Origin of the sequence: Pradoshia eiseniae, assembly GCF_002946355.1 — a bacterium.
GTDB classification, from domain to species: Bacteria; Bacillota; Bacilli; order Bacillales; family Pradoshiaceae; genus Pradoshia; species Pradoshia eiseniae.
In genome coordinates this window covers 310,647-323,426 of record NZ_PKOZ01000001.1, presented here as the reverse complement: position 1 = coordinate 323,426, position 12,780 = coordinate 310,647, and the positions used below count along the sequence as shown (strand labels likewise).

Annotated in this window: 13 protein-coding genes and 1 riboswitch; of the genes, 4 read left to right on the top strand and 9 right to left on the bottom strand. The window is 43.2% G+C overall.

From position 1 onward, the window contains the following. Positions 1–9: 9 nt before the first annotated feature. The 8 genes from CYL18_RS01600 to CYL18_RS01570 form a co-directional block, all read right to left on the bottom strand. A complete protein-coding gene (locus tag CYL18_RS01600) occupies positions 10–1,233 on the bottom strand; it encodes a tetratricopeptide repeat protein (protein ID WP_104847714.1) in 1,224 nt (407 codons plus the stop codon). Positions 1,234–1,586: 353 nt separating this feature from the next. Next, entirely contained in the window at positions 1,587–2,117 is a 531-nt protein-coding gene (locus CYL18_RS01595; RefSeq protein WP_104848321.1) for a chromate transporter, read from the bottom strand. Beyond that, positions 2,117–2,689 (bottom strand): chromate transporter, encoded by a 573-nt coding sequence (locus CYL18_RS01590; RefSeq protein ID WP_104847713.1) that lies wholly within the window; start codon positions 2,687–2,689, stop codon positions 2,117–2,119. Before CYL18_RS01590 ends, CYL18_RS01595 begins: the two co-directional genes overlap by 1 nt. 203 nt (positions 2,690–2,892) lie before the next feature. Further along, the gene (locus CYL18_RS19160) at positions 2,893–3,051 is read right to left on the bottom strand and encodes a hypothetical protein (RefSeq protein ID WP_161497054.1); all 159 of its coding nucleotides are present in this window, start codon (positions 3,049–3,051) and stop codon (positions 2,893–2,895) included. A gap of 175 nt (positions 3,052–3,226) precedes the next feature. Beyond that, positions 3,227–4,837 (bottom strand): gamma-glutamyltransferase family protein, encoded by a 1,611-nt coding sequence (locus CYL18_RS01585; RefSeq protein WP_104847712.1) that lies wholly within the window; start codon positions 4,835–4,837, stop codon positions 3,227–3,229. A gap of 235 nt (positions 4,838–5,072) precedes the next feature. After that, complete coding sequence (locus CYL18_RS01580; RefSeq protein ID WP_104847711.1) at positions 5,073–6,560, bottom strand: nicotinate phosphoribosyltransferase; 1,488 nt, start codon at positions 6,558–6,560, stop codon at positions 5,073–5,075. A gap of 17 nt (positions 6,561–6,577) precedes the next feature. Further along, positions 6,578–7,132 (bottom strand): cysteine hydrolase family protein, encoded by a 555-nt coding sequence (locus CYL18_RS01575; RefSeq protein ID WP_104847710.1) that lies wholly within the window; start codon positions 7,130–7,132, stop codon positions 6,578–6,580. Between the two features lie 194 nt (positions 7,133–7,326). After that, entirely contained in the window at positions 7,327–8,442 is a 1,116-nt protein-coding gene (locus CYL18_RS01570; RefSeq protein WP_104847709.1) for a methionine biosynthesis PLP-dependent protein, read from the bottom strand. Positions 8,443–8,511: 69 nt separating this feature from the next. After that, positions 8,512–8,630, bottom strand: a riboswitch (SAM riboswitch). Between the two features lie 129 nt (positions 8,631–8,759). On the opposite strand from CYL18_RS01570, the gene CYL18_RS01565 reads away from it, so the two are divergent. Then, positions 8,760–9,806, top strand: a complete 1,047-nt coding sequence (locus CYL18_RS01565; RefSeq protein ID WP_104847708.1) for a M42 family metallopeptidase — start codon at positions 8,760–8,762, stop codon at positions 9,804–9,806. Between the two features lie 41 nt (positions 9,807–9,847). On the opposite strand, the gene CYL18_RS01560 is transcribed toward CYL18_RS01565, so the two are convergent. Continuing rightward, complete coding sequence (locus CYL18_RS01560) at positions 9,848–10,693, bottom strand: patatin-like phospholipase family protein (RefSeq protein ID WP_104847707.1); 846 nt, start codon at positions 10,691–10,693, stop codon at positions 9,848–9,850. A 181-nt stretch (positions 10,694–10,874) separates the two neighbouring features. Here CYL18_RS01560 and CYL18_RS01555 point away from each other — a divergent pair, with 181 nt between their 5' ends. The 3 genes from CYL18_RS01555 to CYL18_RS01545 are packed head-to-tail and all read left to right on the top strand — an operon-like array spanning position 10,875 to position 12,777. After that, entirely contained in the window at positions 10,875–11,246 is a 372-nt protein-coding gene (locus CYL18_RS01555; RefSeq protein WP_104847706.1) for a GntR family transcriptional regulator, read from the top strand. A gap of 11 nt (positions 11,247–11,257) precedes the next feature. Beyond that, entirely contained in the window at positions 11,258–11,947 is a 690-nt protein-coding gene (locus CYL18_RS01550; RefSeq protein WP_104847705.1) for an ABC transporter ATP-binding protein, read from the top strand. Beyond that, positions 11,944–12,777, top strand: coding sequence for a hypothetical protein (locus tag CYL18_RS01545; protein ID WP_104847704.1), 834 nt, complete (start codon positions 11,944–11,946; stop codon positions 12,775–12,777). Before CYL18_RS01550 ends, CYL18_RS01545 begins: the two co-directional genes overlap by 4 nt. Positions 12,778–12,780: the final 3 nt, after the last annotated feature.

The window sequence follows — 12,780 nt, the reverse complement described above, 5'->3', positions numbered from 1 at the left end:
CTTCTAACTTTAATCCATATAAGTATATTGCAGCGCTTCTTTAAACTTTCCTTCTTTTTTATAATAATCTGCCAAAATTTTATTAACTGACCGTATGTCTGTAAAACTCAGCTCCTTATCATATAAAAAAGGCAGCGTATATTCCTCTAAATATCGAATCGCCTTCTCCTCCTCCCCCTCCATCATGAGTAAATAATACATGGGAAGGATTTGATAGATTTTCGTGCCTGCTTGGACGGCTTCTTTCTTTAAAGAAACAAAGCTTTCTTTGGCCGCTGGATAGTCTTCAAGATAAAAGGCAGTTTCCGCAAAGGCATACAGGCTGACCATATAAGAAGAGGCATCATCGTTTCTAGAATCAATGGCTCTTTTGAAGTAATCCCTTGCCTCCTCTAATCTCCCCATCCTTTGCTTTAAATACCCAATATTGTGATAAGTCAAGGATAGCATCTCCACCTCACCGAGAATTTCCGCATTACGTTCTAAATGGTTATAGCAATCAAGCGCCACCTCATAAATCCCAGAGTCTGTATAGCTGATTCCCATAATCATCAGGGTATGGAGCATCCTCTTAAGATTGTAATCTGCCGTAAAGGAGGTTAATGCCTGCTTGCCGTAAAAGATGGCATAGCCTGGCTGCTCAATATGACATTTCACCAGCGCCAAATGATAATACACATCCCCGGAGGCAGTGACCCCTTCTCCTTGTGAAATAACCAACTCGTCGAGTACGTCATTCGCTTGACGATATTTATTCTGGACTATTAAGCAGATGGCATGATAGTAATGAAGTAGATATAATTCTTGGTAGGAGAAATTCTTCTTATGCTTCTCAAGCCACTTATAATGAACCTTCGCTTTCTCAGTCTCTCTCACTAATAGGTAATAGCGCAATTTATACAGCTCATACAAATAAAGATGAGGCGTATATGCAATAAATTCTGAAAGCCCTGAAAGGTGGTCATAAAGCCCCCTTGCCTTTTCAACCTGTAAATAATTTATGTCTCTGATCCATTCATCTAGCAGTTTCTCAATCAGTACATTTTTTTGCTGCACTTCCATTAAATTGGCGCCTAGTCTTTTCAAGAGCAAATCAATAGTCTGCTCATTCGCCTCCTTTGAATTATTCTCGATTTTACTTAGATGAGGTACCGAGCAAATGCCATCAACAAGTTCACTTTGTGTCATCCCCAGCTTCGTCCGATAATATTTAATCAGCGAACCAACATTCATGTACCCACCTTCTCACTTTAATTTCCAATATTATACAATAAGATGACCAGCACGACTATATGCCAACCTTACTGAATTTAAACCTATTTATTTTCGCGCTTTTTCAACATTTAGAGACAGCCATATAACCACAAGACTTTTAAAATGGAGGACAAAAAAACACCGCCCCTCACATCTCAATCAGGGACGGTTTCCAAGTGTATCCTACTAGGAGGTCATCGCGTACGATAACATCTCCATTTTAACATTAATGCGTTAACGCGTAAATAATTTAATAGAATATTCACAATATTTACTTATACACACGGCACAATAAAGAATTACCATCCCGAATTAGACCGGGGCATAATTTCTCAGCTCATCAGTAAGGCGCCATACACCATAGCCCCCATAATGACGAAGGCAGGATGAACCTTCCATCTTTCCAGCAGCAAGTAGCTGCTAACCACCAAGAATATCGTTTGCCAAATACCTGAATCCTCATAGGAGGTGGAGAAAAAATTAAATGCCATTACACCGAGGAGTACAGCAATTGTGGGCCGTATATAGCTCGTCATCCTCTTTACCTTCGGTGACTCCTTATAACGGTACAAAAACCCCAGCAGCACAATCATTAAGAATAAGGAAGGAGCTACTGTCGCAAACACTCCGATAATTCCTCCCAATAAGCCGCCTTCCTGATATCCTATGTAACCAGCCATTTTCGTCGCAATTGGACCTGGAAGTGCGTTGCCAATGGCAAGCGCCTCGCTAAATTCATTAACATCCATCCATTCATAACGATCGACCACTTCATTTTCAATCAATGGGATGGATGCCGGACCTCCGCCATATCCGAGAATGCCTGGTATAAAAAACGCCAAAAATATTTGCCAGTAAATCATCATCGCTTATCCTTCTTCTCTTCATTTTCACTTGCTTTCGCTTTATCTTTTTGGCTGATGGCTGCCAATAGGAGACCTGCAATCAATATGGCAGGATGCAAGCCAAGCCATTCAATCAATCCGAAGCTGACAGCTATCAGAGCCAGGGACTTCACCCATCCGAGCGTTGCAGCTGATTTACGATAGAAATCAAGCGTTAAAACAGCTAGCATTACACCTACCACCGGAACGACTGCCGCTGTCATCCCTTTCACCCATGTATAATCCTTAAATGAAGCGACCGTCGTTAACAATACAATCATTAGGACAATCGTCGGCAGAATTGTAGACAGGAGAGCATTTAGCATTCCAGTAATGCCTGCAACGCGGTATCCTATATAGCCAGCCATTTTCGTTGCGATTGGCCCAGGCAAGGTATTGCCGAGCGCCAGTACATCCGCAAACTCATCATCATCCATCCATCCGTATTTCTTCACCACTTCTTGATGAACAAGCGGTATGGATGAAGGCCCCCCTCCATAACCAAGCATTCCTACTCGAAAAAACGCTAAAAATAATTGCCATTGTGTCATGCAATCACCCTACTTTCCAACATTTAAACCATTACAGCTAAAATATATATCATACAGGACATTTATTACTAAGTCACTTTCATAACTATCATTAAGTGACATTGAAACAAAAAAATCTGTCCTCTATTACTTGGATGACTTTTATCTGTTTTTGTCCTTCCAGCGGCAAAGCAATCTAGGCCCTAAAGTTCTTATCATCTCCCTCAGTGGGCATGAAGGCATAATTCATAAAGCTTTCCTAATGCCATGAAATCTTTAGCCATTAGTTGCAGATTTAGGGTACTTAAGTCCATAAGCCTGAACCATCCTTTTCTTCTTTCCCTGCCGATGACCCCTTTCCCAGTCATCCGGAGGACGCTCATCGGCTTCAACCCTCCACTATTTACCAACTACAAAGCAAGACAATTTATTAACTCCTATTATTCGATATACATTAATTATCTTATTCAAGGGATAGACTAACAGTCTAACAAAACAACCAGACGAATAAACAGATTGAATAGACTCATCCTATCTATTCAACCTGCCCTATGCCATCTACCAAGCAGCAATGGATCCATCTGTTCTTGATTCTGTTCCTCCAAACAAAACTCCTGTTTGAGGATTCCTCCAAATAATCTGTCCCCGTCCAAATCTTCCTGTATCGGTCGCCACTTGAATATCATGGCCTCTCCTGGCCAAGGCTTGTGCGATATGATTAGGAAATCCAGGTTCCACCATGATTGTTTTCCCTTCCATCCACTGCCATCTGGCAGCATCAAGCGCAGCCTGAGGATGGAGATGAAAATCAATCGTGTTGGTTATCACTTGCAGGTGACCCTGTGGCTGCATATATCCGCCCATCACTCCAAAGGGACCGACCGCTTCATTATCCTTCGTCAGAAACCCAGGTATAATGGTATGATAAGTTTTCTTGCCTGGCTGAAGCGAGTTTGGATGTGTGGGATCAAGTGAAAAATCATGGCCGCGATTTTGCATGCTGATTCCTGTGCCAGGTATGACAATCCCGGAACCAAATCCCATATAATTGCTTTGAATGAAGGAAACCATATTTCCCTCTTCATCTGCCGCTGCCAGATAAACTGTACCGCCAGAAGGAGGCCTTACAGGCGCTGGCTCAATTGCCTTTTTGCCAATCAACTCCCTGCGCATGCGCGCATATTCTTCTGATAAAAGTTCTTCCACGGTGTGAGGCATTTTGGATTCTTCAGTAATAAAGGCTTTTCCGTCAGTATAGGCGAGTTTCATCGATTCAATTAGTTTATGGTAGCTATCCACTGATTCTTTTTCATTTAAATCAAGGCCCTTCAAAATATTGAAAGCCATAAGGGCAACAAGACCTTGTCCATTAGGCGGGATTTCCCACACATCGTATCCTTTATAGTGGACCGAAATTGGTTTGACCCATTCAGCTTTATATGCCGCTAAATCCTCTTGGGAAAGAAAGCCATTATGGTCCTGAATAAACCCTGCTATTTTTTCTGCTATAGCTCCTCGATAAAAGCTTTCTCCAGCCGTCTCGGCAATCGATCTCAATGTGTGTGCATGGCCTTGAGAAGACCAGATTTCGCCGATTTGAGGAGCACGGCCATTGGGGGCGAATGTATCAAACCACGGTTTATACTCTGGGCCCTTGAAGATTTCCTTGAAATTTTGATAATCTATGGACCAATTCCTCCCTAATACAGGAGTAAGAGGGTATCCCTCTTCTGCATATCGTATTGCCGGTGCCAAAACATCAGTTAAAGGTAATTTTCCAAATCGTTTTGATAACTCGCTCCAAGCGGATGGAGCACCGGGAACAGTAAGCGGAAGGACACCGTAAGCGGGGATGGATTGATGTCCCAGTTCTTGTAAGGCATCAATAGAAATCGATTGCGGGGCTGGACCGCTTGCATTAAGGCCGTGCAATTCACCATCTGCCCAAACGAGAGCAAACGCATCACTGCCAATTCCGTTAGAGGTTGGTTCCACCACAGTGAGTGCCGCCGCTGAGGCTATCGCTGCGTCAATGGCATTTCCTCCTGATTTTAATATCTCAAGGCCTGCCTGCGCGGCCAATGGCTGTGATGTGGCAACCATCCCTTTTTTTGCGACAACCGTGTTTCTTTGAGACTGATAAGGATGATACAAATAATCAAATTTCACTTCTTTCACTCCTCATTTGATGGATAATGGCATAATGTTTTTTAACATTCAAAAGATATTCTCGATATATTTTTTTGAAATCATTTACTTTTGTTAACTCAGCCCGATTATAATATAGCTTTCACAGAAAAAGTATATTATTTTATAAATTCTGAATTTATTATATTCCTTTCTTTACATGAAGCCATTAAAAACAGGCGGAAGTTTTCTCTTCCGCCTGTTCTCTATTTACTTCTTATTCACTTTTCCAATTTTTGATAAGCTCTCTATTCCGCCTGACTTGATCCTGTACTTCCTGAATCAGGACACGTTTGTTTTCCCAGCATTTCGGACTAAGGTCAACTGGATATTTCTCAGGGTTGAGGAAGCGTTTATATTCATCCCAGAGCACGGACAGATTATCGTTGGAGAATTTCTGAATATCCGTCAGCTCAGGTGTTTCATAGATCAATTCACCGTTATCGAAAATCGTTTCATGAAGAGGCACTGCGTCAAAATCTGTGACTTCCTTGCATATGAAGGTGTGCACTGGATGGAACATCGTCAGTGTTTTTTCTTCTTGTGGGTTTTCACCTTCGAGCGTGATATAATCTCCCTCTGATTTTTTCGTTTCTCGGTTAATGATGCGGTAGACATTTTTCATGCCTGGTGTCGTCACTTTTTCAGGGTTTCCGCTAATTTTAATTCTGTCTGCCATTTCTCCGTTTTTGCCTTCTATACTGACCAATTTATAAACGGCACCAAGAGCAGGCTGGTCATAAGCGGTGATGAGCTTGGTCCCGACACCCCACATATCAATCTTGGCACCTTGAGCCTTCAAATTCAGGATAGTCGCTTCATCCAAGTCATTGGAGGCTGTGATCATCGTATTGGTAAAGCCCGCTTCATCGAGCATGATTCTCGCTTTCTTCGATAAATAGGCTAAGTCACCGCTATCTAAGCGAATAGCCTTGAAATTAATTTTATCTCCCATTTCCTTTGCGACCTTAATGGCTGTTGGTACACCTGAACGCAATGTATCATACGTATCCACGAGGAATGTGCAGTCATAATGGGATTCGGCATATTTCTTGAAGGCTACATATTCATCACGGTAGGTTTGGACAAGGGCATGGGCATGCGTACCCACGACCGGGATGCCAAAAAGCTTGCCGGCACGAACATTGCTCGTCGCCTGGAATCCGCCGATAAAGGCGGCGCGTGTTCCCCAAATAGCCGCTTCCGTCTCCTGTGCTCTTCTTGTCCCAAATTCAAACAATGGATCGCCATCGGCAACGACTTTTAATCTGGAGGCCTTCGTCGCAATCAGGGTCTGGTAATTGACAATATTAAGAATGGCCGTCTCAATAAGCTGTGCCTCCGCTAAAGGCGCTTCAATCCTCATGAGGGGCTCATTCTCAAAAACAAGCTCCCCTTCCTTCATGCTTCTGATGGTCCCTGTGAATCTAAGCTCCTTTAAAAAGGTCAGGAAATCCTCATCGTATCCGACCTCATTGCGCAAATAGTCGATGTCACTCTCGCTAAAGCGCAATTCTTTAATATACGTTATCACACGCTCTAGGCCGGCAAAAATGGCATAACCATTTCCGAACGGATTGCGCCTGAAATAAACATCAAACACGGCTTTCCTCTTATGGATTCCGTCCCTGAAGTATGTTTCCATCATATTAATTTGATAAAGGTCTGTATGTAATGCAAAGCTGTCATCTTGATAGCGTTTCATCAAGGTTCCTCCTTAATTTATAAAACATCCGCTCCAAGCGTATGCTTAAAATGGGCAAGCGCCCAATCATGGCCGGCCGCATTAAAGCTCGCTACACCTGCTTTATGGATGATGATCTTATAACCTTTGTTGTAAGCATCTACCGCTGTATGAAGAACACAAATATCTGTGCAAACCCCAACTAGGTGCAGCTCTGTAATTCCTCTTTCACGAAGCTTAATATCAAGGTCTGTCCCTGCAAAGGCAGAATAGCGCGTTTTGTCAATCCAAAGTACATTTTCTCGTCCCTTGTTCTTATTATACACATTTTGCAGATTTCCAAATAAATCTCTTCCCGCCGTACCGCGAATATTATGAGGGGGGAATAAGCGAGTCTCCGGGTGATAGGAATCTCCCTCATCATGAACGTCAACCGCAAATACAACATAGTCTTCCCGTTCGATAAAATCCTTCGTTAAAGAAACAATATAATCTTCAATAAGTTGCCCTGGCTCACCGCAAGTCAATCTTCCTTCGTCCGCCACAAAATCATATGTATAATCAATATTTATCAACGCTTTCAACCTGATCACTCCTCTTGTAGGATTTAATTGTCATCCGGTAATACAAAAAAATCGCGTGATGTCTTTACAAGTAATTTTACAGCTATTCTACCATTTAAAATAAAATAATTCCTCCCTTTTCCGTTTTTTCAATTCTTGTTATTAAATAACCAATTGCATGAAAAAGCCAGCCCTATAAAATAGGACTGACTCCTAATATCATCTTAAGCCTTCACTTGTTTGCTGGTGACGGCTTCTAAAGCGCTTTTAAGATCATTAATGAGGTCATCCGCATGCTCGATGCCGACAGAGAAACGGAGCAGCCTATTACAGACGCCGCCTGCAATCCTAACTTCCTCTGGAATATCAGCATGGGTTTGCGTCGCCGGGTAGGTCATCAAGCTTTCCACTCCACCAAGGCTTTCAGCGAATGTAATCACGCCAAGGCCCTTCAGAAAGTCATTGACCCATTCCTCCGACTGAATACGGAAGGAAATCATCCCCCCGCTTCCTGGATAGAGGACATCTATGATCTCTTCCCTTCCCTCTAGAAAGGCAGCAATTTTCTTGGCATTCTCTTCATGCTGCTTCATCCGGAGGCTAAGTGTTTTCATGCCTCTCATCACTAGCCAGGAATCAAAAGGAGAGAGAACAGCACCTGTCGCGTTTTGATATTCATCTAGCTTCAGGCAAATATCGTCACCCTTTGCGACGATTAGTCCAGCCAGGACATCATTATGGCCGGCTAAATATTTCGTGCCGCTATGAACAACGATATCTGCGCCAAGCTCAATCGGCCGCTGCAGGATAGGTGTATAGAATGTGTTATCGACAATCAGTAATAGACGATTCTCGTCACACAGATTACCAAGTGCGCGGATATCGATTTCCTGCATTAAAGGATTGGTTGGCGTTTCGATAAACAAGGCTTTTGTTCGTTCTGAAATGGCTTCGGAAAAATCTTCATAGGACTGGCATTGGACAAAGGAAATGCCATATTTCCTCCATGTTTTCTCAAACAAACGATATGTACCTCCGTAAAGGTCAGCAGAGACAAGAATCTCATCTCCCGGTTCAAACAGCGTGAGTAAAGCATGAATGGCCGCCATGCCAGAGCTGTAGGCGAACCCTTGGTCACCGCCTTCAAGCTTTGCGATTGCTTTCTCTAAAATCTCTCTTGTCGGGTTTCCTGTCCGGGTGTAGTCATAGCCTGTCGATTGTCCAATTCCTTCATGCCGGTATGCCGTTGAGAAATACACGGGCGGGTTCACCGTGCCTGTATGTGTTTCACTGCGATTGCCGATTTGGGCTAATACTGTTTCAATCTTCCATGTAGTCATTATGCTGACCCTCCCGAATAAAAATAAAAAAGTCTTCCAAGAAGAAGACTTATTGATCCTTAATTCTCCTTCTTATCTCTCGAGGCACGAAAAAACATGCCTTGCAGGATTTAGCACCTTTCCGAACACAAACATCGGCGGTTGCTGAGACATCATCGGGCCCGTCCCTCCGTCTCTCTCGATAAGATTTATTAGAATATTCATTTAATTATAATTTACACGGGTGCATTGGAAAAAGCAAGAAATTTCTCAGCTGTTGTACCCTTTTTTCGCAGAAGTATATAATAGACTTATCCACCAAAAAGGAGTGTCTACCAATGAAAGCAGACGGACAAGAGATTTTTCGCTACATTAAAGACTTGGTCTCCATCCCAAGTCCTACCGGTTATACAGAAGAGGCCATTCGTTATACAGAGAAATTTCTGAATACATACGGAATTGAGAACAGGCGCACAAATAAAGGGGCCCTGCTTGCCACAATTAAGGGGCAGGATGACTCGAAGCACCGTTTCCTGACGGCTCATGTCGACACGTTAGGAGCAATGGTAAAGGAAATCAAGCCAAACGGACGCTTGAAACTAACTATGGTTGGCGGATTCCGCTGGAATGCCTGTGAAGGAGAATATTGCAAAATTCACACAGCAGATAGAACCGTTTATACCGGTACCATTCTATTGACGCAAACATCTGTCCACGTCTATCAAAAAATGGGTGATATTAAACGAGATGACGACCATATGGAAGTCCGCATTGATGCGGTCACTAAATCACAGGCAGACACGAAAGCGCTTGGCATCGAGGTCGGTGATTTTGTCTCCTTTGAGCCTCGCGCAGAGCTTGCGGGCAACGGCTTTTTGAAATCAAGGCACCTTGATGACAAGGCGAGTGTCGGCATTCTTCTCTACTTGATCAAGCAGCTTAAAGAGGAAAATATTACTCTTCCTTACACCACCCATTTCCTCATATCCAATAATGAAGAAATCGGCTATGGCGGCAACTCCAATATACCGCCAGAGACAGTGGAATATTTGGCTGTTGATATGGGAGCAATCGGAGACGGCCAGACAACGGATGAATACAGCGTCTCCATTTGCGCGAAAGACTCAAGCGGTCCGTATCATTATGGTCTGCGCCAGCACCTTGTCGAGCTCGCGAAAAAGCATGAGGTCGATTACCGCATTGATATCTATCCATATTACGGCTCAGACGCCTCCGCAGCAATCCGCGCTGGATTTGACATCGTCCACGGATTAATCGGTCCCGGTATCGATGCCTCCCATGCATTTGAACGAACTCATATCAGCTCAATTGAGCACACAGCTAATCTGCTTTGGCATTATATGCAGTCAGAGCTCGTTATTTAATCCCTTTACGAGGTGCGAATACCATCCGCACCTCTTTTTCCTTATAATAGTTCCTTCAATTTTCGATATGCTTTTTTTGCTTCCGCATACCCCTGATGATAGAGCTTCTCAAGCTTTCGCCGATTCCGTCCAATTGATGATACATCAAGCTTTTGCATAGGACGAATAATGACGATATTCCCTTTCTCCTCTTCTTCCTCCAAGTAACGGACTGTCTCGTTATAGATGGTGTGATGATTCTTGATTGTACGCAACAGACCCGTATAATTTTTGTATTTGCGCATAGCGAACCAATTTAAGTTCGATGGTCTCGCTATGTACCCCGTATTCTTCGTTAAGACCACAATATTCTTTTTATTTCCATCCCTCACTGATTTTTTGATCGGGATTGGGTCAGCAATTCCCCCATCAAGCAGGAACTTGCCCATAAAAGATACCTCTGGAGCAAACAACGGCAGCGAACTTGAGGCCCTGAGAATTGTCAGCATATCCTCACTATACGTACCCTTGTCAAAATAAACGGCCTCTCCTGTCTCGCAATCAGTCGTGCCGACGACAAAACCATCTTTCGATTGGCAAAAGGTCTGCATATCAAATGGCACAAGCTCATTTGGCATCTTATCAAAGATTAAATCCATCCCGAATAATTCTCTATTTCGCAAAAAGCGCCTGAAGGAAATATATTCAGGATGACGGCAGTATTGAATAATCACCTTATAATTCCGGTCTAATTGACGCGAAATGTAGGAACTCCCATTACAGGCACCCGCCGAAACGCCAATCGTGTACGGAATATACATATCCTCGTCCATCAAATAACGCAAGACACCAGCCGTGAAAGCCCCTCTCATCCCCCCGCCCTCTAATACAAGACCCGTATTCTGCATGTTTTCTCTCACCTGCCAGCAATCATGTAGTGACTATCAATACAATTTTGCCGTATTCAATCATAATTTAATCTTAGATTTCCAAAGTAAATATTGACACCTAAGTGTATTACCTATATAGTACACCTTAAGAAGTGTATGAACCACGTAGTACACACACCAAGAAATGGGAGGTGAATGGATGTCATTCCTCATTAATAATCGCGAACCCGTATACTTACAGGTTGTTCGTTATTTCAAAGAACAAATCGCCACAGGTGAATTGACTGCCGGACAGGAAATTCCATCCCGGCGTGAACTGGCCAGTTTACTCAAAATAAATCCGAACACAGCTCAAAAAGCCTATAAGGAAATGGAGGACCATGGATTGATTTATACGGAGCGCAATTTCCCAAGCCGCATTACGACAGACAAAAAAGTATTGAACGGTGTCCGCGAGGAATTGATTCAAGAGGCTGTCGATGCCTTCATCCTAGCCATCAAACCGATTCAAGTACCCGTTGATGAATTAGTTGATATCGTGAAAAAGAATTATCTAACCGAGAAAAAGTAAGGAGGAGAACCATGCTAGAGGTTAAGAATGTGACGAAGAAATTCGGCAGGAAACGTGTATTAGATGGCGTGAGCTTCACAGCGAACAAAGGCGAAATCACCTGCCTGATTGGCATCAATGGGGTTGGAAAGACGACCATCATGAAAGCTATCCTTGGACTCACACCGATTAACGGGGGAGAGATCTTCATTGACGGAGAAAAACGGACGAAGGCTACATATGAAAAGCTGACCTTTATCCCAGACGCATTAGCCATGCTGCCGAACCTCACCATCATGCAGGCAATGGAGTTCATGGCTGATTTCTACGACAGCTGGAATCAAGACCGTGCCGATGACCTGCTGCAATTTTTCAAACTAAATGAGGAAGACCGTATATCCACCCTATCAAAAGGAAACACAGCCAAGGTAAATCTCCTTTTAGGTCTTGCCCAGGATGCCGATTATGTCCTAATGGATGAGCCGTTCTCCGGAATTGACATTTTCAGCCGTGAGCAAATCGCCAATGTCTTTACAAGCCATTTAATCGAAGACCGCGGTGTTATCATCACAACCCATGAAATCAATGATATTGAGCATCTGATTGACAAGGTAGTTGTGCTGAACAATGGTTCTGTCTATAAGGAATTTAATGCGGAGGACATGCGAATTAATGAAGGGAAATCTGTTGTGGACGTCCTAAGAGAGGTGTATATACCATGAAGCGTTATTTAAAGCTTGTTAACCTGGAGGTTTCGCGTGTGGCAAAGGTATTGCTCGGGGGCTTGGCTGGATTATTCTTCATCCAGATGATTGGCGTATGGCTGTCAGCTAATCGATATATGAGTCTGGCTAACGAAGAAATAAAGAGGGGAGAAACTGTTCAATCCATTCTAGATAATTTTTCATATATGAGTATGATGCGCTTCAGTGATGAAATCTACTTCATCGGGCCGATTGCTCTATGTGTTGGAGCAGTCTTCTTCTATATCTTTCTGGTTTGGTATCGGGACTGGAATGGCAAAAATACCTTTATCTACCGACTTCTTATGCTTCCGACCTCACGGCTGTCCGTTTATTTCGCCAAAGCCACGGCATTAATGATCATCATCTTTACTTTGGTAGCCGCACAGATTGCCTTCTTGAAGATTGAAAGCAGCTTTCTGGATTCGCTTATTCCAGCAGAATTCTTCAAAGAAACGAGTATCGCCGAAATCGCTAACTACAATAAAATTTTATTCTTTGTAATCCCAGGCACTTTTACAGAATTCATCCTATACTACGGCGGCGGATTCATTTTTCTTACCCTATTATTCACCGCTATCCTCATGGAGCGTTCATTCAAATGGAAGGGACTCATCCTTGGTCTACTATACATCGCAGCAGCTATAGTCCTAATCTTTTCACCGATTCTCCTGCTGACCGCTCTCGAGAAAATCGATTACTTCTATCTATCAGAGCTCATCTATATGACCATAGCATCAAGCGTCATAACCGGTGTCCTGTCTGTATGGATCAGTCACTATTTATTAAACAAGAAAGTTACGGTATAGGAG

Excerpts from the sequence above, each read along its gene's own strand:
- CYL18_RS01600 (WP_104847714.1), bottom strand. The coding sequence starts at position 1,233 with ATGAATGTTGGTTCGCTGATTAAATATTATCGGACGAAGCTGGGGATG.
- CYL18_RS01595 (WP_104848321.1), bottom strand. The coding sequence starts at position 2,117 with ATGATTTACTGGCAAATATTTTTGGCGTTTTTTATACCAGGCATTCTC.
- CYL18_RS01590 (WP_104847713.1), bottom strand. The coding sequence starts at position 2,689 with ATGACACAATGGCAATTATTTTTAGCGTTTTTTCGAGTAGGAATGCTT.
- CYL18_RS19160 (WP_161497054.1), bottom strand. The coding sequence starts at position 3,051 with ATGAGCGTCCTCCGGATGACTGGGAAAGGGGTCATCGGCAGGGAAAGA.
- CYL18_RS01580 (WP_104847711.1), bottom strand. The coding sequence starts at position 6,560 with ATGAAACGCTATCAAGATGACAGCTTTGCATTACATACAGACCTTTAT.
- CYL18_RS01570 (WP_104847709.1), bottom strand. The coding sequence starts at position 8,442 with ATGACTACATGGAAGATTGAAACAGTATTAGCCCAAATCGGCAATCGC.
- CYL18_RS01565 (WP_104847708.1), top strand. The coding sequence starts at position 8,760 with ATGAAAGCAGACGGACAAGAGATTTTTCGCTACATTAAAGACTTGGTC.
- CYL18_RS01560 (WP_104847707.1), bottom strand. The coding sequence starts at position 10,693 with ATGCAGAATACGGGTCTTGTATTAGAGGGCGGGGGGATGAGAGGGGCT.
- CYL18_RS01555 (WP_104847706.1), top strand. The coding sequence starts at position 10,875 with ATGTCATTCCTCATTAATAATCGCGAACCCGTATACTTACAGGTTGTT.
- CYL18_RS01550 (WP_104847705.1), top strand. The coding sequence starts at position 11,258 with ATGCTAGAGGTTAAGAATGTGACGAAGAAATTCGGCAGGAAACGTGTA.
- CYL18_RS01545 (WP_104847704.1), top strand. The coding sequence starts at position 11,944 with ATGAAGCGTTATTTAAAGCTTGTTAACCTGGAGGTTTCGCGTGTGGCA.